Here is a 21,193-nt window from a genome sequence, read left to right on the forward strand (position 1 = left end):
CGTCACACCCTCTGGCGGCGGGCGGCATGGCCGCCGCCAATGATCGCAACGAGCGCGACGGCGAAGAGGACCACGCCCATGGCGGCCCCGAAGGGCCAATTATAGGCCAGGCCGAACTGCGACCAGATCACGCGGCCGAAGGTGAAGCCCGAGGGGCCGCCGACCATCTGCGGGGTGATGTAGTCGCCGAGCGCCAGCACGAAGGTGAAGAGCGCCCCGGCGATCGTGCCGGGAAGCGACAGCGGCAGCACCACATGCCGGACCGTCGTCGCCAGCCCGGCGCCGAGATCCGAGGAGGCCTGGAGCAGGCTGCGGGGGATGCGTTCGAGCGACAGGAAGATCGGCAGGATGACGAAGGGCAGGAAGATGACGGCCATGGTCATCAGGATCGCCGTCTGGTTGTAGAGGAAGAGCAGGCTCGGCTGGGCCAGGAGGCCGCTTGCGACCAGCATCTGGTTGAGGAAGCCGTTGAGGCCGAGGATCGAGCGCATCGTGTAGATCTTGACGATGTAGCTCATGAACAAGGGGATGACGAAGAGCAGCAGCAGGATGTATCGGCTGCGGCCGCGCCGGCGCCAGATGAAGTAGGCGATGGGATAGCCGACGAGGACGTCGATGGCCGTGACCTCCGCGCACAGGAGCAGGGTCAGGAGGAACGTCTTCAGATAGGCCCAGTTGCCGAAGAACGCGGCGTAGTTGTCGAGCGTGGCGGCTGGCACGATCTGCTGGTTCTCGACCCGCCAGAACGACATCACGAGGAAGGCGCCGATCGGCACGACGACGAAGAGGATCGGCCCGGCCATGACCAGGCCGAACACCGCCAGGCGGGTGAGCCGGCCCATCACGCGGCCTCGGCCGGAACGATGGCGACGTCGGCCGCGGAGATCGAGACCGTCACGGCCGCGCCCGCCTCCAGGCCGCCGCGGCCGCGGTCGCTGGTGACCTTGGCGAGCAGCACTTGCGAAGGCGCCCGTTCGGGGCGCATCCGCACATGGGTGGTCGCTCCCACGAAGATCACGTCCTCGACCCGGCAGGGTATCGCCAGCGTGTCCGGCCGCTCGCCGAAGACGATCTTCTCCGGCCGGACCGCCAGCAGCACCGGGCCCTGCCCCGCGGCAGCGGCATGGGCCAGAGCGCCGACCGGGCTCTCGACCGTCCCGTTCCGCGCCACGGCGTCCATGAGGTTGTTGTCGCCGAAGAATCCGGCGACGAACGGCGAGCCCGGCGCATAGTAGATGTCCTTGGGCTTGCCGGTCTGCTCGATGCGGCCGCGGTTCATCACCACGATGCGGTCGGACATGGTGATCGCCTCGTCCTGGTCGTGGGTGACGAACAGGAAGGTGATGGCGATCCGCTTCTGCAGGTCCTTCAGGAAGAGCTGCATCTGCCGGCGCATGCCGGCATCGAGCGCGGCCAGGGGCTCGTCGAGAAGGATCAGCTGCGGCTCGCAGACGATCGCCCGCGCGAGGGCGACGCGCTGCTTCTGGCCGCCGGACAGCTGCGCGGGATAGCGGCCCAGCATGGCGCCGAGACCGACGATCTCGAGCGTTGCCAACACCTTGCGACGGATCTCTGCCTTGGCCTGACCGCGCACCATGAGGCCGTAGCCGACATTCTGCTCCACCGTCATGTGAGGAAACAGGGCGTAGTCCTGGAACACGGTGTTGAACGGGCGGCGGTTGGTCGGCACGGCGGTGATGTCCTGCCCGCCGAAGCGGAGCCGGCCCGATGTCGGCTGCGTGAAGCCGGCGACGAGGCGCAGGATCGTGGTCTTGCCCGACCCGGACGGACCGAGGATGGTGAGGAATTCCCCATCCGCGACGTCGAGCGAGACCGGCTCGAGCACCGTCACGGTGCCGTAGGCCTTGGTTATGGCTTCGAGCGCGAGCCCCATCGTCAGGACACCTTGTAGCGGCGCACGATGTCCCAATCGACCTCGACGCCGAGGCCGGGCTTGACCGGCAGCGGGATGGTGCCGTCGACGAGCGCCAGCTCCTCGGCGGCCAGCTCGCGCCGCAGCCGCTCGTGGCACAGCTGCGGCGGCAGATATTCGATGAAGGCGCAATGGTCGGTGACGAAGGCGAGATGGGCCGTCGCCGAGATGGAGATGCCGGTCTTCCAGCAATGCGGCACGATGGTGAGGTTGCGCTCCGCCGCCATGTCGCAGACGATCTTGGCCTCGCCGATGCCGCCGACGCGCCCGACATCGGGCTGGGCGACCTGGACCTTGCCGACGTCCATCAGCTCGGCGAACTCGTGGCGTGTCGCCAGCCATTCGCCGCAGGCGATCTTCATCGGCGCCTCGGCGGCGAGCCTAGCCATCTCGCCGACATTGTCCGACCAGATCGGCGTCTCCAGGAAATAGATGCCGAACTCCTTCCAGTCCCGGACGACGGACAGGCAGGTCGCGGCATCCTTCCACAGATATTGCACGTCGATCATCAGCGTGATGTCGGGGCCGATCGCCTGGCGCACCGCGGCCACGACCTCGGTGTGGCGGTCATAGCTCTCCTTCATGCCGCCATGGGCGTAAGGGCCGTTCATGGTGACTTCGCTCTTCACGGCCTTGAAGCCGAGCGCCTTGGCGTCGAGCGCCGACTGCACCAGCGCGTCGCGATACTCTTCGAAGCGATGCCCGGCCGGCTGGAGGGAGGCATAGGGCGTGATGTGCTGGCGCGTGGCGCCGCCGAGCAGGGCGTGGACCGGCTTGCCGACCGCCTTGCCGCAGAGGTCCCAGAGCGCCATCTCGACCGCGCTCAGCGCGTGGATGACCATGCCGCGCCGGCCGTTCATCGCGGTGCCGAGATAGATCGTCTCCCAGAGCGGGCCGATCTCGAAGGGATCGGCGCCGATCAGCATGTCGCGGATGCCGAGCCCCATGGTGTGCGTGCCCGGCGCCTCGATGCAGGCCTTGGCCATCCACGGATTGGCATCGCATTCGCCGACGCCGACGACGCCGCCATCGGTCGAGATCACGACGACGAGACTGTCCTGGGCCGAGGAGGTGAAGCCGGGATCGAAGTCCGGGGCGAGGAGGGCGTGGCACTCGACATTGGTGATCCTGAGCCGGGGCGGCGTGCCGCCGACGATGGGCGAAATCGTGCGCATGATGGTCCCGATGAGGCATGGGAGGTCAGCCGGCGGTCGGGGCCGGCCGATCTCGGGCGATAGGGGCTGGCCGGCGCGCGGCGTCAGGGCGCGGCCTTGACCTCGTTCCAGAGCGCGACGCGCTTTTCGAAGCTTTCCGGCGTTTCGAGGAACACCAGCTTGTCGGCATAGGTGAAGCCGTTGCGTTTGTTGGCGTCCTCGTCGGTGGTGTTGCCGTAGCTCTTCTTGTCCGACAGGAAGGCGCCGACCTTGCGGTCGAGGCAGGCGTCGAGCCAGGCGCTGGCGAGATCGACGTCGCGAGCGCCGGCCGAGATCACCCAGCAGTCGAGCCAGCCGATCGCGCCCTCCTTCGGGATGACGAAGGCGGCGTCGACGCCCTTGGCCTTCAGCCCGGGAATCTGGGGCTCGCCCATGGAGAACATCGCCTTGATGCCGGACTGGGCGAAGACGCTCACGCCGTCGTCGAAGCCGGCATAGTAGGAGAGCAGCAGCTTCTTCTGCTCGATCAGCTTCTGCTTGACCGCCGCGAACTGCTGGTCGGTGAGATTGAACGGGTCCTTGAAGCCGAGGACGATGGCCGCGAGCACGATGTTGTTGTTGGCATCGTCGAGCGCGATCAGCCTCTGGATGTTGGCGGGGTCCCACATCACGGCCCAGCTGTCCGGCGGCACGGGAAAGGCGGCCTTGTCGTAGACCAGCGGCAGCGAGCCCCAGGCGAAGGGCACGCCATATTGCTTGCCGCCGCGCATCAGCGCCGGAACCTGCCGGAAGGCCGGGGCGAGGTTGGCGGCGTTCGGGATCTTCGCAAGATCGAGCGGCTGGATCAGGGCGCCGTCGATATAGCGCTTGAAGCTGGAGGTATCGAAGGCGACCACGTCGAAATCGGCGCCTTTCGAGCCCTGCATCTTGGCGAACATCTCGTCGACCGAACCTGTATAGACAACCGATGTCCTGACGCCGTGCTTCGTCTCGAACGGCTTGACCCAGTCGGGCTCGGCATAGCCTTCCCAGGTCAGGATGCGCAGCTCGTCGGCCTTGGCGAAGGCGGCGCGCGCGACGAAGGGAGAGGCCATGGCGGCAAGGCCGACCGCGACCGCGGCGCGGCGGGTGAGCGGAAAGGACGTCTCGGTGGTTCGCGTCATCGTCATGCTCCCGTCTCTGGTTCTGGATCGAGGTCTTGTTCTTAGAATTCGAAGGTCCGCAGGCCGGCGACATGCCGGTCGATCTCCTCGTCGATCCCCTGCGGGGTCTCGTGCAGCAGCGCGTCGATGTAGACGCGGTGCTCCTTCACCACGCGGTCGAAGTCGACGTCCCGGTAGGTCTCGATCGAGAACATGATCAGCACGTGCCGGGAGATGGCGTGCCATAGGGTGAGCATCAGCGGGCTGCCGGCGATCTCGAACAGCGTCGCGTGGAAGGCGATGTCCGCCCGGTTGACCGACAGCCAGTCGCCCTTCGCAGCTTCGATCCCCGCAACGCAAGCCTCGAGCCGGGTCACGGCCGATGGATCGCGCCGGCAGATCTCCGCCGCCAGATGCGCGCCCAGGCGCTCGATGGCGACGCGGGCGTCGTGAAGCTGGCGGGCCCAGGCCGCATCGAAGGTGGCGACACGCACGCCCCGGCGCGGGTTGGCGACGACGATGCCCTGGCTGGTCAGGATCCGGATGGCCTCGCGCACCGGGACGCGGCTGACATGCAGCGCCGCCGCCAGCTCGGTCTCGATCAGCCGCGCCTCCGAAGCAAGCCGTCGGCCGGCGATCGCCTCGACGATCCGGTCCGCGACCTGGTCGGCGAGCGTCGCGGAGCTGAGCGGCGCGAGCGCTGCTTGATCGAGGGAGAGCACGGCGTTCATTCGAATTTAAAATCCAAGATACTGTATACAGAGTACTAAGCGCGGCCAGGGACGCTTGTCAACAGCCGTGGCGGAGCGAGCCACGGATTTGCGGAGCAGGACTATCGGGAGGACAAATCCGTCGGCGATGGACGCGCGACGGCGTCGGCGCGGCGACGGGAGGGCGACGGTGTCGGCGCAGGCCGCTGCCAGCCCTTGTCGAGGCCCGCCTGGCAGCGCCGGCGGAGAGCCGGGTTCTCGAGCCGGTCGAGCACGTCATTAGTTTTCTTTGTGGCTCCTGCGAATTTTGGTCGTTTGCAACGGAGGCGGGGTTTCGCAAACGTCTCGCGAAGGTGCTGCACAGCCTTTCGCGGGTTGGGCGAGCTCACAGGGGCCCGGGGGTCGACATGGTGGGTGATCGCTTCACCCCAATCTCGGAAGGGACATCGAGCACCATGAAGCTTTCTTGTGCCGCGGCGCTGGCGGGGCTTCTTCTCGCGTCGGTCTGTCAGGGGGCCGCCTCGAGCGCGGAGCCGACCGTCTGGCAGCCATCGCCAGGTCATGCGCAGATCCCGATCTGGCCGGGAGCGGCTCCGGATGAGCCGTCGGTCCCGGGGCCGGAAACCCAAACGCAGGGGAACGTGACCAACGTCACTCGACCCACGATGACGGTCTACGCTCCACAGGGGAAGAATACCGGTGCCGCGGTCGTCGTGATTCCGGGCGGCGGCTTCCAGGTGCTGGCAATCGATCTCGAAGGCACCGAGATTTGCGATTGGCTGACAGCCAGAGGCGTCACCTGCGTCCTGTTGAAGTATCGCGTCCCGAGCCTCCCTTACGTCTGGCAATGCGATTGCCGTCCGCACAACCGGTCGCTATCGACACCGTCGTTGGAGGACGCCCAGAGAACACTGAGGCTGGTGCGCGCTCACGCCGCAGAATGGCGCATCGATCCTCACAAGGTCGGAGTGATCGGGTTTTCAGCCGGCGGCTATCTGGTGGCGGAGGTGAGCACGCGCTTCGAAAGTCGCCTCTATGCCCCGGTGGACGCGGCGGACCAGGAAAGCTCGCGCCCGGATTTCGCCATTGCGCTCTACCCCGGGCACCTCGCCCTGGCCAGGAACAGCATCGCGCTGAACCCCGAAGTGGAAGATCACATCACTCCGCAGACGCCGCCGACATTCCTTCTGCAAAATGAGGACGATCATGTCGACAGCGTCGAGGACGCGCTGAGCTATTACATGGGGTTGAAAAAAGCCAACGTTCCCGTGGAGTTGCACTCATACGCGCAAGGCGGCCATGCGTTCGGGCTGAGGCCGACGAAGCTGCCCGTGTCCGGGTGGCCTCAACTGGTGGAGACATGGCTGGGGACGATCGGGATGCTTTCACAGTAACGTCGTCCCTCGCCGGTTCCTGGCTCGTCCGGCTCCCGGCTGGAGCCGCGGATCAGGCAAGGAACTGCCCCCGGAAGGCGATCAGGGGCTTGCCCTCGCCTTTCGAGGCAAGGGCGATCACGCGGCCGATCACCACCGCGACCCCGCCCCGGTCGATCACGTCCTCGACCTCGCAGTCGAAGACGCCGAGCGCGCTCGTCAGGACCGGCGCGCCGCTCGCCAGCGTGCTCCACGCGCCGGGCTCGAAGCGGTCGGCGCCCTTGGCGGCGGTCTTGCCGCCGAAGGCGTCGGCGATGCCGGCCGCATCGGCCGGCAGGATGTTGATGGCGAAGCGCCGCCTGGCGAGGATGTCGGCATAGGCGCCCGTGCGCTTGTCGATCGAGACCAGCATGGTCGGCGGGTCGGCGCTGACATGGCTGGCGGACAGCGCCAGGAATCCGGCCGGCCCGGCCTCGCCGTCGACGGTCACCACCGTCGCGCCGATCGCCCGTTCGCCGAGGCAGCGCCAGAAGGATTTCGCGTCGATTGCCGTGGTCATGCCGAGGTCCCCGATTGCGAGCCCAGTTTTGACCGGCGGAAGCGCCGCACGCAACCTCGCCGAAGCGGCGGATGTTGCGGCGCGCCCTGCGAAGCCTGACACTGGTACAGGCTCGCGGCGACAAGCATGCTCGTGAAGACCATCCTGCGCCTCTTCGCAGCTGCCGTCGCGGCGCTGATCCTCGCCGGCGTCCTCGGCACGCTGGTGCCGCGGCCGTTCCGGCCGCCGATGGCGGCCGGCGGGCCCAGGACGCACCGCATCCTGGTCCTGCGCAGCCCGATCCACACCGATATCGCCGTGCCGCTCGACGCCGTCGTGCGCGAGCGTTTCCGCTTCCTGGCCGATGCCGGCATTCCCCTCGATCTTCCGGCAGTGCGCTATGTCGTCTTCGGCTGGGGCGGGCGCGCCTTCTATCTGGAGACGCCGACCTGGTCCGACCTGAAGCCGGGGCCGGTGCTGAAGGCGCTGACGCTCGACGCCTCGGTCATGCATGTCGATCTCGCCGGCGCCGTCTCCGAGCCGCAGCCCGCGGTCTCGGGCTTCGATCTCGACGAGGCCGGGTTCGCGGCCCTGCTCGACTTCATCGACGCAAGCTTCCGGCGCGGCCCCGACGGGCCGATCCCGATCCCCGGCGCGGCCTATACCAGGCTCGACGGCTTCTTCGAGGCGAATGGCCGCTTCAACGCACTGTTCGGCTGCAACACCTGGACCGCCGCCGCCCTTCGCGCCGGCGGACTGCGCACCGGCTGGTGGAATCCCCTGCCCTGGTCGCTCGACCTGTCGATGCGGCTCTACGACTGAATCGGCTCAGTCGGCCTCCGGCACCACCCGCACGGCGCCTCTGGCGGCGCTGGTCGCCATCGCGGCATAGGCGCGCAGGGCCGTCGTCACCTTGCGCTTGCGCGTCTCCCTGGGCTTCCAGCCGGCGGCATCCGCGGCGGCGCGCCGGCGGGCGATCTCGTCGTCCGGCACGGCGAGGCGGATGCTGCGATTGGGGATGTCGATCTCGATGGTGTCGCCGCTCTCCACCAGCCCGATGAGGCCGCCCTCAGCCGCCTCGGGCGAGACATGGCCGATGGACAGGCCCGAGCTGCCGCCGGAGAAGCGCCCGTCGGTGACGAGGGCGCAGGCCTTGCCCAGGCCCTTCGACTTCAGATAGCTGGTGGGATAGAGCATCTCCTGCATGCCCGGCCCGCCGCGCGGGCCCTCGTAGCGGATCAGCACCACGTCGCCGGGCTTGACCTTACCGTTGAGGATGCCGTCCACCGCCGCGTCCTGGCTCTCGAAGATCACCGCCGGGCCGTGGAACGTCAGGATGGATTCGTCGACGCCGGCCGTCTTCACGATGCAGCCGTCCTCGGCGAGGTTGCCGTAGAGCACGGCGAGGCCGCCGTCCCTGGAGAAGGGCGTCTCGACGCTGCGGATCACGCCGGCCTCGCGGTCGAGGTCGACCTCGTCCCAGCGCGAGGACTGGCTGAAGGCGACCTGCGTCGGCACGCCGCCGGGAGCGGCGCGGTAGAACTCCTTGACGCTCTCGCTGCGGGTGCGGCGGATGTCCCAGCGCTCCAGCGCCTCGCCGAGGCTCGCCGAATGCACGGTCGGCAGGTCGCGGTTGATCAGGCCGCCGCGGTCGAGCTCGCCGAGGATGGCCATGATGCCGCCGGCGCGGTGCACGTCTTCCATGTGCACGTCGGACTTGGCGGGCGCGACCTTGCACAGCACCGGCACGCGGCGCGACAGCCGGTCGATGTCGTCCATGGTGAAGTCGATGCCGCCTTCATGCGCGGCCGCCAGGATGTGCAGCACCGTGTTGGTCGAGCCGCCCATGGCGATGTCGAGCGTCATGGCGTTCTCGAAGGCGCCGAAGCTGGCGATGTTGCGCGGCAGCACGCTCTCGTCGTCCTGCTCGTAATGGCGGCGGGCGAGGTCGACGACGAGGTGGCCGGCCTCGACGAACAGGCGCTTGCGGTCGGCATGGGTGGCGAGCGTCGAGCCGTTGCCGGGCAGCGACAGGCCGAGCGCCTCGGTGAGGCAGTTCATCGAGTTGGCGGTGAACATGCCGGAGCAGGAGCCGCAGGTCGGGCAGGCCGAGCGCTCGATGACCTTGACGTCTTCTTCCGAAATCCTGTCGTCGGCGGCGGCGACCATGGCGTCGACGAGGTCGAGCGCCACCGTCTTGCCGTGCATCACCACCTTGCCGGCCTCCATCGGGCCGCCGGAGACGAACACGGCCGGGATGTTGAGCCGCAGCGCCGCCATCAGCATGCCGGGCGTGATCTTGTCGCAGTTGGAGATGCAGACCATGGCGTCGGCGCAATGGGCGTTGACCATGTACTCGACGCTGTCGGCGATCAGTTCGCGCGAGGGCAGCGAATAGAGCATGCCGTCATGGCCCATGGCGATGCCGTCGTCGACCGCGATGGTGTTGAATTCCTTGGCGACGCCGCCGGCCTGCTCGATCTCCCGCGCCACGAGCTGGCCGAGATCCTTGAGATGGACATGGCCGGGCACGAACTGGGTGAAGGAGTTGACCACGGCGATGATCGGCTTGCCGAAATCGCCGTCCTTCATGCCGGTGGCACGCCAGAGGCCACGGGCGCCGGCCATGTTGCGGCCATGGGTGGTGGTGCGCGAGCGGTAGGCGGGCATGGTGTTCTCTTCGAAATCGATCGAAAGAAGGCTGTATGGGCCCGCCCGCCGCCGATGGCAAGCGGCGTGCCGCCCATGGCGACGATTCGACAGGGCAGGCTGCCCAAAAAAGCAGCGCCGCCGGGTCTCCGGCAGCGCTGGAAAGGCAGTCCGGGGGATCACATCTCCTTCTGGCTCAGGCGGGCGGCGATGTGCTCGGCCTGGCGCAAGGCCAGGGCGACGATGGTCAGGGTCGGGTTCTCCGCCCCGCCGGTCGTGAACTGGCTGCCGTCCGAGACGAACAGGTTCTTGATGTCGTGCGTCTGGCCGAACTTGTCGACCACCCCGTCCTGGGCCTTGGCGCTCATGCGGTTGGTGCCGAGATTGTGGGTGGAGGGATAGGGCGGCGTCGGGAAGGTCCGCACGGCCCCGACCGCGTCGTAGATCGCCTGGCCCTGGCGGTAGGCGTGACTGCGCATGGCGACGTCGTTCTCGTGATCGTCGAAATTGACGTTCGCCACCGGCATGCCGAACTTGTCCTTGATCGTCGGATGCAGGGTGATGCGGTTGTCGGCGTTGGGCATGTCCTCGCCGACGATCCACAACCCGGCCATATGGTCGTAGCTGTCGAGCGCCGAGGTGAACTCCCGGCCCCAGGCGCCGGGGTCGAGGAAGGCTGCCATGAAGGGCAGGCCGAGCGACAGGGTCTCCATCTCGTAGCCGCCGACGAAGCCGCGCTTGGGGTCGTTTCCAGCCTCGTCGCGCACGACCCCGGCCATGGTGGTGCCGCGATACATGTGCACGGGCTTTTCGAAGATGGCGTAAACCGAGCCGGTGGTGTGGCGCATGTAGTTGCGCCCGACCTCACCGCTGGAATTGGCGAGGCCGTCCGGGAACATGGTCGAGGCTGAGTTGAGCAGCAGGCGCGGGCTTTCGATCGAATTGCCGGCGACCGCGACGACGCGCGCCTTCTGGCGCTGCAGCTTGCCGTCCTTGTCGGCATAGACCACGCCGGTGACCTTGCCGGAAGCGTCGTGCTCGATGGTGATGGCCTGGCTGTTCGGCCGTACCTCGAGGTTGCCGGTGGCCTCGCCCTTCGGGATTTCGGTGTAGAGCGTCGACCATTTGGCGCCGGACTTGCAGCCCTGGAAGCAGAAGCCGATCTGCTGGCAGGAGCCGCGCCCGTCGCGCGGCTGGCTGTTGATGGCCATGCGGCCGGTATGCACTTCCTTGTAGCCGATCTTGGCGGCGCCCGCGGCCAGCACCTTGAAGTTGTTGTTGCCGGGCAGGCCGGGAATGTCGTTGGTGCGGGTCACGCCCATCCGGTCCTCGGCCTTGGCATAGTAGGGCTCGAGCTCCGCCAGGGTGATCGGCCAGTCGAGCAGGCTCGCTCCCGGCAGGTTGCCATAGGCCGTGCGGGTCTTGAACTCGTGCTCCTGGAAGCGCAGCGAGGCGCCAGCCCAGTGCACCGTCGAGCCGCCGACCGACTTGACGATCCAGGCCGGCAGGTTGGGGAAGTTCTTGTGCACGCGCCAGGAGCCGGATGTGGTGCGCTGGTCGGTCCAGGCGAGCTGGCTGAAGCTCTCCCATTCGTCGTTGACGAAATCCTCGATCTCGTTGCGGGCGCCCGCCTCGAGGATCACCGCCTTGACGCCCTTCTGCGCCAGCTCGGAGCCCAGCGTGCCGCCGCCGGCACCGGAGCCGACGATCACCACGACGCTGTCGTCGTTGAGGTCGAAAGGTGCTGCCATGGTCCCGCCTCCTCACAGCCAGTCGATGTCGTCGAAGCCGCGGTGGATGTAGCCGCCGAGCGGCGCGGAGGCGCCTTCGTAGCCGAAGATCGGCCACACCTCCTTCTGGTTGTAGAGGCCGACGACGAGGCCGGAGCGCACCGTGGCGAAGAACGGCGTGTTCTCGATCTGCCGCAGCAGGGCGAGCCGGTCGGCCTCCCAGGCAACGTCGACATAGCGGCCGGCATGGCCATTGGCGGCGAGGCCGTCGAGGGTGGTGACGCCGTCCTCGAACAGCGTCCTGGAGGCCGGATCCTTGGCGGCCGCGGCGTCGAAACCCTTGACCGCCACGGCGTAGGTGCGATCGCCGAGCCGGTCGTGCGGATAGACGTCGCGCGACATCCTGATCAGCGTGTGCACCGTCTCGGGCTTCAGCGTGGTCGCCTCGAGCGCCCAGGCTTCCGACGGGCAGAAGACGGCCCCGTCGATCACCACCAGCGCCGCGCCCATGGCGGCGCCGGCCATGAAGCGCCGGCGCGAGATATCGGACGTCGATCTTGCTGCTCTCATCGTTTCCTCCGGTTTTATTCTGGTTTTCTCGCGGCCTATTGGTATCGGCCACCTCTCTGGAGCACTTCGATCTTGTAGCCGTCGGGATCCTGGACGAAGAAGAAGCGTGCCTCCCCGCCGCCCGGCAGCGCGAAGGACTTGACCGCTCCGGGGGCGTAGCCTGCCGCCGTGAAGCGCTCGTGCTCGGCGGCGAGATCGTCCACCGAGACGGCGAGATGGCCGTAGCCCTCGCCCAGGGCATAGGGCTCGGCGCGCCCCTTGTTCACCGTCAGCTCCAGCTCGAAATCGGCCTCGGCATTGGCGAGATAGATCAGGATGAAGCCGTCGAACGCGTAGCGCCCGGCGATGCGCAGCCCGAAGGCGCCTTCGTAGAAGGCGAGCGAGCGTGCCTCGTCGAGAACACGGATCATGCTGTGGATCATGCGCGGCACGGCATCCCCCTATTTGGCCGGAGCGAGCGACTTGAGATAGGCGATCACCAGCTGGCGCTTGTCGGGGTTGGCCTGCCGATAGGGCATGACCGATCCGGGCCGGAAGGCCTGGGCGTTGGTGATCCATTTGTCGAGGCTGGCCTCGTCCCAGGGAAAGCCGGCATTGGCGAGCGCCGCCGAATATTTGTAGCCGGGAAGGGTGCCGGCCGGTCGGCCGTACACGCCGGCAAGGTTCGGTCCCTGGCGCGGCGCGGCCTGCGGATCGACGGTATGGCAGGTGCCGCAGCTGGTCTCGAACTGCTTTTTCGCCGCGACGAGTTTGTCGTCGGCTGCCGCGACGAGTTTGTCGTCGGCCGCCGCCGTCCTCCCCGTGCCGGCACCGAATGCGGCGACCAGCAGGGCGGTCACGAAAACAGAGAAACGTTGCATTCCATCCTTCCCGTCTCACTCGGGCGAGGATAGGTGCCGCCGGTTCGGCGCGGGTAGTAGCGAGCTAATACGTCCGCGAAATACCGCCCTACTCCGCCGCCACCAGATGCAGGTCCCGCACCGCCTCGGGCGGCGCGGCCTTGGGACGCAGATCCGCGACATAGAGCAGGCAGCTGCAGCGCAGGAGCGAGGCGAAGTTCTGCACCTCGCCGTGCATTTCCAGGACCTCGTCATGCAATCTGGTGATGAACTTGCCCAGACTCATGCCCTGGTGCGCCGCGAGCTCCTCCAGGATGTCCCAATAGGCGGCCTCCAGGCGCAGGGAGGTGCTGTGCCCGCCGATGCGCACCGACCGCGTATGGCTCTCATAGGTGCTGGGGGATTGCGACGCGAAGAGATGGCACATGGCGTTTCTCCCGGATTTCTTGGTTCTTAGACTGGATCCTTTCCAAGCTGGACGGGGCTGTCAATGCCGCCGGATCGTGCGAGCGGCGCGGCCGAGGATCGGCTCCGCCGTGCCCCGGCGCCGGTCTCACAGCGCCAGGTCGAGCACCTTGCCTTCGAACAGCCGGTCGTAGGAGCCCTGGATGTGGCGGCGCATGGCCTCGCGCGCCTCGTCCTCCCGCCTGGCACGAATGGCCTCGACGATGGCCGCGTGCTCGGCAAGGACGCCGTCGAGGCCGCCAGCCGGGCCGAGCAGGGACAGCCCGTGCAGCTTCATGCCGACATGGATGTGGTCCTTGAGGGCCTGCATGGACGACAGGAAGAAATAATTGTTCGCCGCCTCGGCAATGGCGATGTGGAAGGCGTAGTCGGCATCCTCGCGATGGCGATGCGCGTGGGTGGTGTCGCGCAGCAGCTCGAGCGCGTGCCCGATCGTGTCCAGCGCCGCCGCATTGCGTCGCTTGGCGGCATAGAAGGCGTTCGCCGGCTCGACCTCGAGCCGGAACTCGTAGCAGCGCTGCACGTCGGCGATGGTGCCGACCGGCGCGAAGGCGAGCGCCTTGCCCGAGTCCGGCTCCGGCCCGAGCACGAAGGTTCCGGCGCCCTGGCGCGAGAAGATCAGCCCGTCGTCGCGCAGACGGCGCAGCGCCTCCCGGATCACCGGCCGCGACACGCCATAGAGCGCGGAGAGGTCGTGCTCGCCCGGCAACCGTGAATGCGGGGCGTATTCGCCCGACGTGATCCGGGCCCGCAGCTGGTGATGCACGCGCTGCACCAGGGGCGAAGGCGGCGCCGCGCGGTCGGGCGATACAGGCGTGGAGTCTGTCATACCGTTAAATTACAAATCCTGACAACTTCGTCAACATCCTCGTGGTCACGGCGCAATCATAGCGCATTTTGGCGGATAATTACAACATGTTGACATGTTGATCGTCATGGGTTTCAATCCAGCCGAGGTCCGCGGGAGAGCGGCCGGCAGGACATGCCCCGCGGGGCGATGCGCTGCTCCGGTCGAGGCGCGGATGAAGGGGGGACGGACGACGATGCCGGAAATCCGGACGAATCGCTTCAAGCACGATCTCGGCAGGCGCCAGATGCTGGGGCTGTTCTCGACCCTGGCGAGCCCGGCCCTGACCGAGATGCTGGCGGGGCTCGGCTTCGACTGGATCCTCATCGACACCGAGCACAGCCCCAACGAGCCCGGCGACGTCGTGGCCCAGCTCCGGGCCATGTCCGGCCAGCCGGCCGAGGTGATCCTGCGTCCGGCCTGGAACGATACGGTGCTGGTCAAGCGCTGGCTCGATTTCGGCGTCCAGACACTGCTCTTCCCCTATGTGCAGAGCGCGGAGGAGGCCGAGCGCGCCGTCAGCGCCACACGCTATCCGCCGAAGGGCGTGCGCGGCGTCTCTGGCTCCTCCCGCGCCGCGGGCTACGGGCTGATCCCGGACTATTTCGCCAAGATCCAGCAAGAGATCTGCGTCATCGTCCAGATCGAGACCCCGCAGGCTCTGGACGGGATCGAGGCGATCGCCGCGGTCGACGGCGTCGATGCCGTCTTCATCGGCCCGGCCGACCTCGCCGCCGCCATGGGCCATCTCGGCAACACCCAGCATCCCGACGTGCAGGCGGCGATCGACTCAGGCTTCCGCCGGCTGAAGGCGATCGGCAAGCCCGCCGGCTACCTCACCAACAACGAGGCGGAAGCGGCCCGCCGCATTGCGCAGGGCGTGGACTTCGTCGGCGTCGCCACCGACACACTGATCGTCACCCGCGGCGCCCGCTCGCTGCTCGCGGCGGTGAAGGGCGGCTGAGATGGCGGCATCTCGCCAACCCCTGCGCCTGCTCGCCGACGACCTGACCGGTGCGCTCGATAGCGCCGCCGCCTTCGCGTCGGCGGCTGAGCCGGTCGCGGTGGTCTGGCGCGGCGACGTGCCGGGGCATGGCCCCCTCGCCGTCGACAGCCGCAGCCGGGAGCTCTCGGCCGCGGCGGCGCGCGAGGCCGTGGCGGCGCTCGCACCGGCGCTCTGGAGCGAGGGCGATCGCCTCGCCTTCAAGAAGGTCGACAGCCTGCTGCGCGGCCAGGAGGCGGCCGAGCTCGCCACCATCCTGGCGCTGCTCCATCCCGGGCATTGCATCGTCGCGCCGGCCTTCCCCGCCCAGGGGCGCCTCACCCGCGCCGGGCGCCAGGGCGTGGCGACCGACGGCGGCTGGCGGCCGCTCCCGGGCGACCTCGCCGCCGATCTCGAACGCGCGGGCCATGCCGTGATCCGGACCGGGGCCGGCGCGTCCGTCCCGACCGGCGTGAGCTTCTGGGACGCGGAAACCGATGCCGATCTCGACGCCGTCGTCGCGGCGGCCGAGGGACTCGACGACGTGCTCTGGGTCGGCAGCGGCGGCCTCGCCGCGGCGCTGGCCCGGGCCCGCGGCATCGAACGGCCGGCGGCCCTGCCGGCGGCCCTGCGGCGCCCCGTGCTCGGCCTGGTCGGCTCGGAGCACGCGGCCATCCGCGCGCAGCTGGCTCGGCTCGGCGCGCTGCACCGGACGCTTGCCACGAGTGGCCGGCCGCTCGCCGCGAGCGGCGCGGATGACGGCGAGATCGCCCGCCTGCTCACCCTGGGCGGCGTCGCCTTTGCCAGCCTCGACCTGCCGGAGGACCTGTCGCGCCGGGACGCGGCCGCGACGATCGAGGCTCGTTTCGCCGGGCTGCTCGGCCGGCTGGCGGCGCCGGGCACGCTGTTCGCCGCCGGTGGCGAGACGCTGCGCGGCCTCACCGACGCGCTCGGGGCCGAGCGTCTCGACGTCACCGGCGACATCGTCCCCGGCGTGGCGCGCTCGATCCTGCGCGGCGGGCGCTGGGACGGCGTCGCCGTCGTCTCGAAATCCGGGGCCTTCGGTGGTCCCGACCTTCTTCGACATCTCCTCGCGGCCGAGCCCGCGACCACCGCCGGAGCGCCAGCATGACGTCACACCTTGCCATCACCATGGGCGATCCGGCCGGCGTCGGCCCCGAGATCATCGTCAAGGCCTGCGTCAGGCTGCAGGAGCGGCTGGCTCGCGGCGATCTCAAGCTCCTGGTCATCGGCAGCAACCCGGCCCTGCTCGAGGCACGGCGTAGGCTCGGCGCGGAGATCGCCCTTGCCGAGGTCTCCGAGGCAGAGAGCTGGCCGAACCTCGCCTGCCTGCAGGCCGGCCCCGAGGGCGAGCCGATCATTCCGGGCGTGCTCTCAGCCGATGGAGGCCGCTTCTCCTATCTCGCCGTCGAGATCGGCGTGCGCCTCGCCCTGGCCGGGCGTATCGGCGGCATCGTCACCGCGCCGCTGAACAAGGAGGCGCTGAACAAGGCCGGCTACAAGTTCGCCGGCCATACCGACATGCTGGCCGCGCTCACCCGGTCGAAGGGCTCGGTGATGATGCTCGCCCACGACAATATGCGGGTGAGCCATGTCACCACCCATGTCGCGCTCAAGGACGTGCCGGCCAGGCTGACGCCGGAGCGCCTGCGCTACGTCATCGAGCGCACCGACGAGGCGCTGGCCGCGCTCGGCCTGCGCCGGCGCCGGATCGCGGTCGCCGCCCTCAACCCGCATGCCGGCGAGGGCGGCCTGTTCGGCCACGAGGACGACGAGGTCTCGGCGCCGACCATCGAGCAGGCCGTGGCGGATGGGTTCGACGTGCTCGGCCCGGTGCCGGGCGACACGGTGTTCGTCAAGCTGCGCGCCGGGCAGTACGACGCGGTGATCGCCATGTATCACGACCAGGGCCATATCCCGGTGAAGCTGCTCGGCTTCAACGTCAATCCGCAGACCGGGGAATGGGAGGCGCTCTCGGGCGTCAACATCACCCTCGGCCTGCCGATCGTGCGCACCTCGGTCGATCACGGCACCGCCTTCGACATCGCCGGCAAGGGCATCGCCAACGAGCTCAGCCTGATCGAGGCCATCGAATACGCGGAAAAGCTGGCTGCGGTGCGCGGGCTCGCCGCCAAGCCCGCGGCATGACCGGGAGGCCGTCCATGACCATGCACACGCCGCCCTCCCCCGCCGGCCTGGCGCTGCCGATCGCGATCCAGCGGCCGCGCCTGATCGAATTCGGCGCCGGCACGGCGCCGATCGCCGGCCGTTGGGCGCGGGAGCAGCAGCGCCATCGCATCCTGGTGGTCGCCGACGCCTTCAATGCCGGCCGCGTCGGCGTCCTGGACCTGCCGGGCGCCGTCACGGTGTTCGGCGAGGTCAGGCCCGAGCCGGACCTGCCGAATCTCCAGGCCGCGCTCGAGCTCGCCGCCGAAGCGCAGCCGGACCTCGTCGTCGGCTTCGGCGGCGGCAGCGCCATGGATCTCGCCAAGCTTGTCGCCGTGCTGCCGGGCAGCAGCCAGACCCTGCACGAGGTCGTCGGGGCGGAGAAGGTCAAGGCCAGGAGCGTCGCGCTGATGCAGGTGCCGACCACGTCGGGCACCGGCAGCGAGGCGGGCACCCGCGCCCTGATCACCGATCCCGCGACGCGCAACAAGCTGGCGGTGCAGAGCCTGCACATGCTCGCCGACATCGCCGTTATCGATCCGGCCCTGACGCTGACCCTGCCGCCGGCCGTGACCGCGGCAACCGGCGTCGACGCCATGGCGCATTGCGTCGAGGCCTTCACCAGCCGGAAGGCGCATCCGCTGATCGACATGTATGCGCTCGAAGGCGTCAGGCTGGTCGGCCGCCATCTCGCCCGTGCCATCCGCGACGGGTCCGATATCGAGGCCCGCGCCGGGCTGGCGCTCGCCTCGCTCTACGGCGGCTTCTGCCTCGGGCCGGTCAACACGGCCGCCGGCCATGCCGTCGCCTATCCCCTCGGCACCCGCCACCACGTCGCGCACGGCGCGGCCAACGCGCTGATCTTCCCGCACACGCTCGCCTTCAACGCGCCGGCCGTGCCGGAAAAGACCGCGGCCATCCTCGGCGCGCTCGGCCTGACGGCTGCCGCGCACAGCGACGCGGTCTTCGCCGCCGCGCACCGCTATTGCGCCGATCTCGGCTGCGAGATGCGGCTCTCCGCCCTCGACGTGCCGCGCGAGGACCTGCCCGCCATGGCGAGCGAGGCGCACGCCATCCGCCGCCTGCTCGACAACAACCCGCGCGACATCAGCCGCGAGGAGATCCTCGCGCTCTACGAGGAGGCCTATTGATGGGCGCCCATCCCGCCATGATCGAAGCTGCCGGCCTCGGCGAGCGCAGCGGCATCCTGCATCCCCGCGAAGGCGATCCGGCACGCCTGGAGGCCTATCTGCCCAGCCCCTGCGTGCAGAACCACGCCGCCAATATCGCCGTGCTCGGCAATGGCGATCTCGCCATCGTCTGGTTCGGCGGCACGCAGGAGGGCATTCCCGATATCTCCGTCTATCTCGCGCGCCTGCCCGAGGGCGCCGATCGCTGGACCGAGCCGGTCAAGCTTTCCGACGATCCGGCCCGCTCGGAGCAGAACCCCGTGCTGTTCGTCACGCCCAAGGGCGAGCTCTGGCTGATCTGGACCGCGCAGATCGCCGGCAACCAGGACACGTCGCTGGTCCGCAAGCGCGTCTCGCACGACCATGGCCGCAGCTGGGGGCCGATCGAGACCCTGTTCGATGCGCCGCAGGGCCACGGCCTGTTCGTGCGCCAGCCGCCGGTCGTGCTCGACGACGGGGCTTGGCTGATCCCGGTGTTCCATTGCGTCGGCGTGCCCGGCGCCAAATGGGTCGGCGACCACGACGTCAGCGCCGTGCGCATCTCCGAGGACGAAGGCCGGAGCTGGACCGAGCATGTGGTGCCGGGCTCGCTCGGCTGCGTCCACATGAACGTCCTGAAGACGCGGGACGGGCTGCTCGCGCTCTATCGCAGCCGCTGGGCCGACGCCGTCCATCTCAGCCGCTCGGCCGACGGGCGGACCTGGTCCTCGCCCGAGCCGACCGTCCTGCCGAACAACAATTCCTCGATCCAGGCGAGCGTGCTCGCGGACGGGCGCATCGCGCTCGTCTTCAACCCTGCGAGCCGGGCCGACGCCAACGCCCGCCGTACCGGCCTCTACGACGATATCGAGGACGAGATCGCGCCGGCGGCGGCGCCGGCTCCAGCCGCGTCGGCCGAGCGCACCGCCTTCTGGGGCGCGCCGCGGGCGCCGATGACCCTCGCCCTTTCCGCCGACGGCGGCCGGACCTGGCCGGCGATGCGCGACCTCGAGGTCGGCGACGGTTATTGCATGACCAACAACTCCAAGGACGGGCTCAACCGCGAGTTCTCCTATCCCACGATCACGCAGACGCCCGACGGGCTGCTGCAGATCGCCTTCACCTATTACCGCCGCGCCATCAAGCATGTGCGCGTCGCGCCCGGCTGGGTCCGGTGAACAGCCAAGACGCACGAACAGGGGAGAACCGCATGGCCGCCCTCGCCCAAGTCCAAGCCCACGTCTCCACGCCGCCGCCCGCGGAGGCGCCGCGCGATCTCATCCGCATCCGCGGCCTCGACAAGACCTATGCCGGCGGCAGCGTCCACGCGCTGTCCAACATCGATCTCGACATCCGGGACGGTGAGTTCGTCTGCGTCGTCGGTCCCTCGGGCTGCGGCAAGTCGACCCTGCTGCGCATCCTGGCCGGGCTCGACGACCATGACAGCGGCGAGGCCGCGCTCGACGGCCGGGCGATCACCGGCCCCTCGCGCGATGTCGGCGTCGTGTTCCAGGCGGCCAACCTGCTGCCCTGGCTGACGGTGCGCGAGAACGTGGCGCTGCCGCTGCGCGTCGGCGGCCGGCAGGTCGGCCAGGCCGAGGACGTCGACCGGCTGCTCGACGTCGCCGGGCTGAAGGATTTCGGCCATCGCTATCCCTATGAGCTCTCGGGCGGCATGCAGCAGCGCGCCGGCATCTGCCGCGCGCTGGTGCGCAGCCCGCGCGTGCTGCTGATGGACGAGCCCTTCGGCGCGCTCGACGCGCTGACCCGCGAGCGCATGAACCTCGAGCTGCAGCGGATCTGGCAGGCGAGCCGCAAGACGGTGATGCTGATCACGCACTCGATCTCCGAGGCGATCTTCCTCGCCGACCGGGTCGTGGTGATGTCGGCGCGGCCCGGCCGCATCATCCGCGAGCTCGCGGTGCCGATCCCGCGCCCGCGCAGCAATGACGGCATCATCAGCCATCCCGCCTATCCCGACCTCGCCAAGGAGATCCGGGGATTGCTCAACGCCCAGGGAGACGAATGATGAGCCAGGCAGAGATCACCAATGCCCCCTCCATCGGGCAGGCCGTCTCCAAGCCGAAGGGAGCCGCCCGCGGCAAGAAAGAGGCCAGGGGTATCAACGGCACGGCGGTCTCGCTGGTCGGCCTCGTCATCCTCTTCGCCGGCTGGTCGCTGGCGGTGAGATATCTCGACGTGCCCTCCTACATCCTGCCCTCGCCGGCGGCGGTGTGGAACGCGCTCTGGTCGGGCATCGCCGTCAACCCGGCCAGCCCGCTCGGCTACTACCTGCCGCTGTGGGGCACGCTCAAGAACGCGGCGATCGGCCTCGTCATCGGCTCGGGGCTCGGCCTGACGCTCGGCTCGCTGATGGCCGAGAGCCGGCTGATCGAGAAGCTGGTGATGCCCTATGCCTTCGCGCTGCAGAGCCTGCCGAAGGTGGCGATCGCGCCGCTGGTGGTGATCTGGTTCGGCTTCGGCGACGGCTCCAAGATCGCGATCTCGGCGCTGCTCGCCTTCTTCCCCATGCTGATCAACAGCTTCACCGGCCTGCGCGCCGTCGAGCCGGAGCGCATCGACCTGATGCGCTCGCTCTCGGCCTCGCGCTTCGAGACCTATCGCATCGTCAAGCTGCCAAACGCCGCGCCCTACATCTTCGCCGGCCTCGACATGGCGGTGGTCTACGCGCTGCTCGGCACCATCGTCGCCGAGTTTCTCGGCGCCCAGCAGGGCATGGGCGTCGTCATCACCCAGGCCCAGGCGGTGACGGATGTGGCCGGCGTCTTCGCCGCGCTCGTCATCCTCGGCGCCATGGGGATCCTGCTCCACGGCATCGTCCGCGGCGTGGAGCGCAGGGTCGTCCACTGGGGCGATCGCGGCCGCAAGTGAGCGAATGCCCCTT

Annotated in this window: 22 protein-coding genes; 9 read left to right on the forward strand and 13 right to left on the reverse strand. The window is 68.8% G+C overall.

Features of this window, described 5'->3' with window-relative positions; genetic code table 11:
• Positions 1 to 2: 2 nt before the first annotated feature.
• From QO011_RS09315 to QO011_RS09335, 5 genes are all read right to left on the reverse strand, one after another.
• Positions 3 to 842 (reverse strand): ABC transporter permease, encoded by an 840-nt coding sequence (locus tag QO011_RS09315; protein WP_307270636.1) that lies wholly within the window; start codon positions 840 to 842, stop codon positions 3 to 5.
• Positions 842 to 1,894 carry an ABC transporter ATP-binding protein gene (locus tag QO011_RS09320; protein ID WP_307270640.1) on the reverse strand — a complete coding sequence of 351 codons (1,053 nt, stop codon included), beginning with the start codon at positions 1,892 to 1,894 and terminating at the stop codon, positions 842 to 844. Before QO011_RS09320 ends, QO011_RS09315 begins: the two co-directional genes overlap by 1 nt.
• 2 nt (positions 1,895 to 1,896) lie before the next feature.
• Positions 1,897 to 3,108 (reverse strand): mandelate racemase/muconate lactonizing enzyme family protein, encoded by a 1,212-nt coding sequence (locus tag QO011_RS09325; RefSeq protein WP_307270642.1) that lies wholly within the window; start codon positions 3,106 to 3,108, stop codon positions 1,897 to 1,899.
• Between the two features lie 83 nt (positions 3,109 to 3,191).
• Positions 3,192 to 4,256, reverse strand: a complete 1,065-nt coding sequence (locus QO011_RS09330) for an extracellular solute-binding protein (protein ID WP_307270645.1) — start codon at positions 4,254 to 4,256, stop codon at positions 3,192 to 3,194.
• A gap of 35 nt (positions 4,257 to 4,291) precedes the next feature.
• Positions 4,292 to 4,960 carry a GntR family transcriptional regulator gene (locus QO011_RS09335; protein ID WP_307270648.1) on the reverse strand — a complete coding sequence of 223 codons (669 nt, stop codon included), beginning with the start codon at positions 4,958 to 4,960 and terminating at the stop codon, positions 4,292 to 4,294.
• Positions 4,961 to 5,346: 386 nt separating this feature from the next.
• Between QO011_RS09335 and QO011_RS09340 the strand changes: the two genes are divergently transcribed.
• Positions 5,347 to 6,333 carry an alpha/beta hydrolase gene (locus QO011_RS09340; protein ID WP_307270651.1) on the forward strand — a complete coding sequence of 329 codons (987 nt, stop codon included), beginning with the start codon at positions 5,347 to 5,349 and terminating at the stop codon, positions 6,331 to 6,333.
• Between the two features lie 52 nt (positions 6,334 to 6,385).
• On the opposite strand, the gene QO011_RS09345 is transcribed toward QO011_RS09340, so the two are convergent.
• Positions 6,386 to 6,871 carry a flavin reductase family protein gene (locus tag QO011_RS09345; protein WP_307270654.1) on the reverse strand — a complete coding sequence of 162 codons (486 nt, stop codon included), beginning with the start codon at positions 6,869 to 6,871 and terminating at the stop codon, positions 6,386 to 6,388.
• Between the two features lie 126 nt (positions 6,872 to 6,997).
• Here QO011_RS09345 and QO011_RS09350 point away from each other — a divergent pair, with 126 nt between their 5' ends.
• On the forward strand, positions 6,998 to 7,672 hold the full coding sequence (locus QO011_RS09350; protein ID WP_307270657.1) for a TIGR02117 family protein: 675 nt from the start codon (positions 6,998 to 7,000) through the stop codon (positions 7,670 to 7,672).
• Between the two features lie 6 nt (positions 7,673 to 7,678).
• Here QO011_RS09350 and ilvD read toward each other — a convergent pair whose 3' ends face one another.
• From ilvD to QO011_RS09385, 7 genes are all read right to left on the reverse strand, one after another.
• Positions 7,679 to 9,520, reverse strand: a complete 1,842-nt coding sequence (gene ilvD / locus QO011_RS09355) for a dihydroxy-acid dehydratase (protein WP_307270659.1) — start codon at positions 9,518 to 9,520, stop codon at positions 7,679 to 7,681.
• A 158-nt stretch (positions 9,521 to 9,678) separates the two neighbouring features.
• Entirely contained in the window at positions 9,679 to 11,250 is a 1,572-nt protein-coding gene (locus QO011_RS09360; protein WP_307270661.1) for a GMC family oxidoreductase, read from the reverse strand.
• A gap of 12 nt (positions 11,251 to 11,262) precedes the next feature.
• Entirely contained in the window at positions 11,263 to 11,799 is a 537-nt protein-coding gene (locus QO011_RS09365) for a twin-arginine translocation signal domain-containing protein (protein ID WP_307270664.1), read from the reverse strand.
• A gap of 35 nt (positions 11,800 to 11,834) precedes the next feature.
• Positions 11,835 to 12,230 (reverse strand): VOC family protein, encoded by a 396-nt coding sequence (locus tag QO011_RS09370; RefSeq protein ID WP_307270667.1) that lies wholly within the window; start codon positions 12,228 to 12,230, stop codon positions 11,835 to 11,837.
• A gap of 9 nt (positions 12,231 to 12,239) precedes the next feature.
• On the reverse strand, positions 12,240 to 12,659 hold the full coding sequence (locus tag QO011_RS09375) for a c-type cytochrome (protein WP_307270669.1): 420 nt from the start codon (positions 12,657 to 12,659) through the stop codon (positions 12,240 to 12,242).
• An 88-nt stretch (positions 12,660 to 12,747) separates the two neighbouring features.
• Positions 12,748 to 13,065: a ribbon-helix-helix domain-containing protein gene (locus QO011_RS09380; protein ID WP_307270670.1), complete on the reverse strand. Its 318-nt coding sequence runs from the start codon at positions 13,063 to 13,065 to the stop codon at positions 12,748 to 12,750.
• Positions 13,066 to 13,191: 126 nt separating this feature from the next.
• Complete coding sequence (locus tag QO011_RS09385; protein ID WP_307270672.1) at positions 13,192 to 13,932, reverse strand: FadR/GntR family transcriptional regulator; 741 nt, start codon at positions 13,930 to 13,932, stop codon at positions 13,192 to 13,194.
• A gap of 214 nt (positions 13,933 to 14,146) precedes the next feature.
• On the opposite strand from QO011_RS09385, the gene QO011_RS09390 reads away from it, so the two are divergent.
• The 7 genes from QO011_RS09390 to QO011_RS09420 are packed head-to-tail and all read left to right on the forward strand — an operon-like array spanning position 14,147 to position 21,180.
• On the forward strand, positions 14,147 to 14,914 hold the full coding sequence (locus QO011_RS09390) for an HpcH/HpaI aldolase family protein (RefSeq protein ID WP_307270675.1): 768 nt from the start codon (positions 14,147 to 14,149) through the stop codon (positions 14,912 to 14,914).
• Position 14,915: 1 nt separating this feature from the next.
• Entirely contained in the window at positions 14,916 to 16,064 is a 1,149-nt protein-coding gene (locus QO011_RS09395) for a four-carbon acid sugar kinase family protein (RefSeq protein ID WP_307270678.1), read from the forward strand.
• Positions 16,061 to 17,101 carry a 4-hydroxythreonine-4-phosphate dehydrogenase PdxA gene (gene pdxA, locus QO011_RS09400; RefSeq protein ID WP_307270679.1) on the forward strand — a complete coding sequence of 347 codons (1,041 nt, stop codon included), beginning with the start codon at positions 16,061 to 16,063 and terminating at the stop codon, positions 17,099 to 17,101. Before QO011_RS09395 ends, pdxA begins: the two co-directional genes overlap by 4 nt.
• A gap of 14 nt (positions 17,102 to 17,115) precedes the next feature.
• On the forward strand, positions 17,116 to 18,270 hold the full coding sequence (locus tag QO011_RS09405) for an iron-containing alcohol dehydrogenase (protein WP_307270681.1): 1,155 nt from the start codon (positions 17,116 to 17,118) through the stop codon (positions 18,268 to 18,270).
• On the forward strand, positions 18,270 to 19,466 hold the full coding sequence (locus QO011_RS09410) for a sialidase family protein (protein ID WP_307270683.1): 1,197 nt from the start codon (positions 18,270 to 18,272) through the stop codon (positions 19,464 to 19,466). The genes QO011_RS09405 and QO011_RS09410 overlap by 1 nt, the downstream gene beginning before the upstream one ends.
• A 32-nt stretch (positions 19,467 to 19,498) precedes the next feature.
• Positions 19,499 to 20,317, forward strand: coding sequence for an ABC transporter ATP-binding protein (locus QO011_RS09415; RefSeq protein WP_307270685.1), 819 nt, complete (start codon positions 19,499 to 19,501; stop codon positions 20,315 to 20,317).
• A complete protein-coding gene (locus QO011_RS09420; protein ID WP_307270688.1) occupies positions 20,317 to 21,180 on the forward strand; it encodes an ABC transporter permease in 864 nt (287 codons plus the stop codon). The genes QO011_RS09415 and QO011_RS09420 overlap by 1 nt, the downstream gene beginning before the upstream one ends.
• Positions 21,181 to 21,193: the final 13 nt, after the last annotated feature.

The organism is Labrys wisconsinensis, assembly GCF_030814995.1.
Classification (GTDB): domain Bacteria; phylum Pseudomonadota; class Alphaproteobacteria; order Rhizobiales; family Labraceae; genus Labrys; species Labrys wisconsinensis.

What these genes read in the sequence shown, in the direction of transcription:
- QO011_RS09335 (WP_307270648.1), bottom strand. Translation starts at nt 4,960, where the DNA reads ATGAACGCCGTGCTCTCCCTCGATCAAGCAGCGCTCGCGCCGCTCAGC.
- QO011_RS09375 (WP_307270669.1), bottom strand. Translation starts at nt 12,659, where the DNA reads ATGCAACGTTTCTCTGTTTTCGTGACCGCCCTGCTGGTCGCCGCATTC.
- ilvD (WP_307270659.1), bottom strand. Translation starts at nt 9,520, where the DNA reads ATGCCCGCCTACCGCTCGCGCACCACCACCCATGGCCGCAACATGGCC.
- QO011_RS09330 (WP_307270645.1), bottom strand. Translation starts at nt 4,256, where the DNA reads ATGACGATGACGCGAACCACCGAGACGTCCTTTCCGCTCACCCGCCGC.
- QO011_RS09350 (WP_307270657.1), top strand. Translation starts at nt 6,998, where the DNA reads ATGCTCGTGAAGACCATCCTGCGCCTCTTCGCAGCTGCCGTCGCGGCG.
- QO011_RS09420 (WP_307270688.1), top strand. Translation starts at nt 20,317, where the DNA reads ATGAGCCAGGCAGAGATCACCAATGCCCCCTCCATCGGGCAGGCCGTC.
- QO011_RS09315 (WP_307270636.1), bottom strand. Translation starts at nt 842, where the DNA reads ATGGGCCGGCTCACCCGCCTGGCGGTGTTCGGCCTGGTCATGGCCGGG.
- QO011_RS09380 (WP_307270670.1), bottom strand. Translation starts at nt 13,065, where the DNA reads ATGTGCCATCTCTTCGCGTCGCAATCCCCCAGCACCTATGAGAGCCAT.
- QO011_RS09385 (WP_307270672.1), bottom strand. Translation starts at nt 13,932, where the DNA reads ATGACAGACTCCACGCCTGTATCGCCCGACCGCGCGGCGCCGCCTTCG.
- QO011_RS09390 (WP_307270675.1), top strand. Translation starts at nt 14,147, where the DNA reads ATGCCGGAAATCCGGACGAATCGCTTCAAGCACGATCTCGGCAGGCGC.
- QO011_RS09320 (WP_307270640.1), bottom strand. Translation starts at nt 1,894, where the DNA reads ATGGGGCTCGCGCTCGAAGCCATAACCAAGGCCTACGGCACCGTGACG.
- QO011_RS09345 (WP_307270654.1), bottom strand. Translation starts at nt 6,871, where the DNA reads ATGACCACGGCAATCGACGCGAAATCCTTCTGGCGCTGCCTCGGCGAA.
- pdxA (WP_307270679.1), top strand. Translation starts at nt 16,061, where the DNA reads ATGACGTCACACCTTGCCATCACCATGGGCGATCCGGCCGGCGTCGGC.
- QO011_RS09360 (WP_307270661.1), bottom strand. Translation starts at nt 11,250, where the DNA reads ATGGCAGCACCTTTCGACCTCAACGACGACAGCGTCGTGGTGATCGTC.
- QO011_RS09395 (WP_307270678.1), top strand. Translation starts at nt 14,916, where the DNA reads ATGGCGGCATCTCGCCAACCCCTGCGCCTGCTCGCCGACGACCTGACC.
- QO011_RS09365 (WP_307270664.1), bottom strand. Translation starts at nt 11,799, where the DNA reads ATGAGAGCAGCAAGATCGACGTCCGATATCTCGCGCCGGCGCTTCATG.
- QO011_RS09405 (WP_307270681.1), top strand. Translation starts at nt 17,116, where the DNA reads ATGACCATGCACACGCCGCCCTCCCCCGCCGGCCTGGCGCTGCCGATC.
- QO011_RS09410 (WP_307270683.1), top strand. Translation starts at nt 18,270, where the DNA reads ATGGGCGCCCATCCCGCCATGATCGAAGCTGCCGGCCTCGGCGAGCGC.
- QO011_RS09415 (WP_307270685.1), top strand. Translation starts at nt 19,499, where the DNA reads ATGGCCGCCCTCGCCCAAGTCCAAGCCCACGTCTCCACGCCGCCGCCC.
- QO011_RS09340 (WP_307270651.1), top strand. Translation starts at nt 5,347, where the DNA reads ATGGTGGGTGATCGCTTCACCCCAATCTCGGAAGGGACATCGAGCACC.
- QO011_RS09325 (WP_307270642.1), bottom strand. Translation starts at nt 3,108, where the DNA reads ATGCGCACGATTTCGCCCATCGTCGGCGGCACGCCGCCCCGGCTCAGG.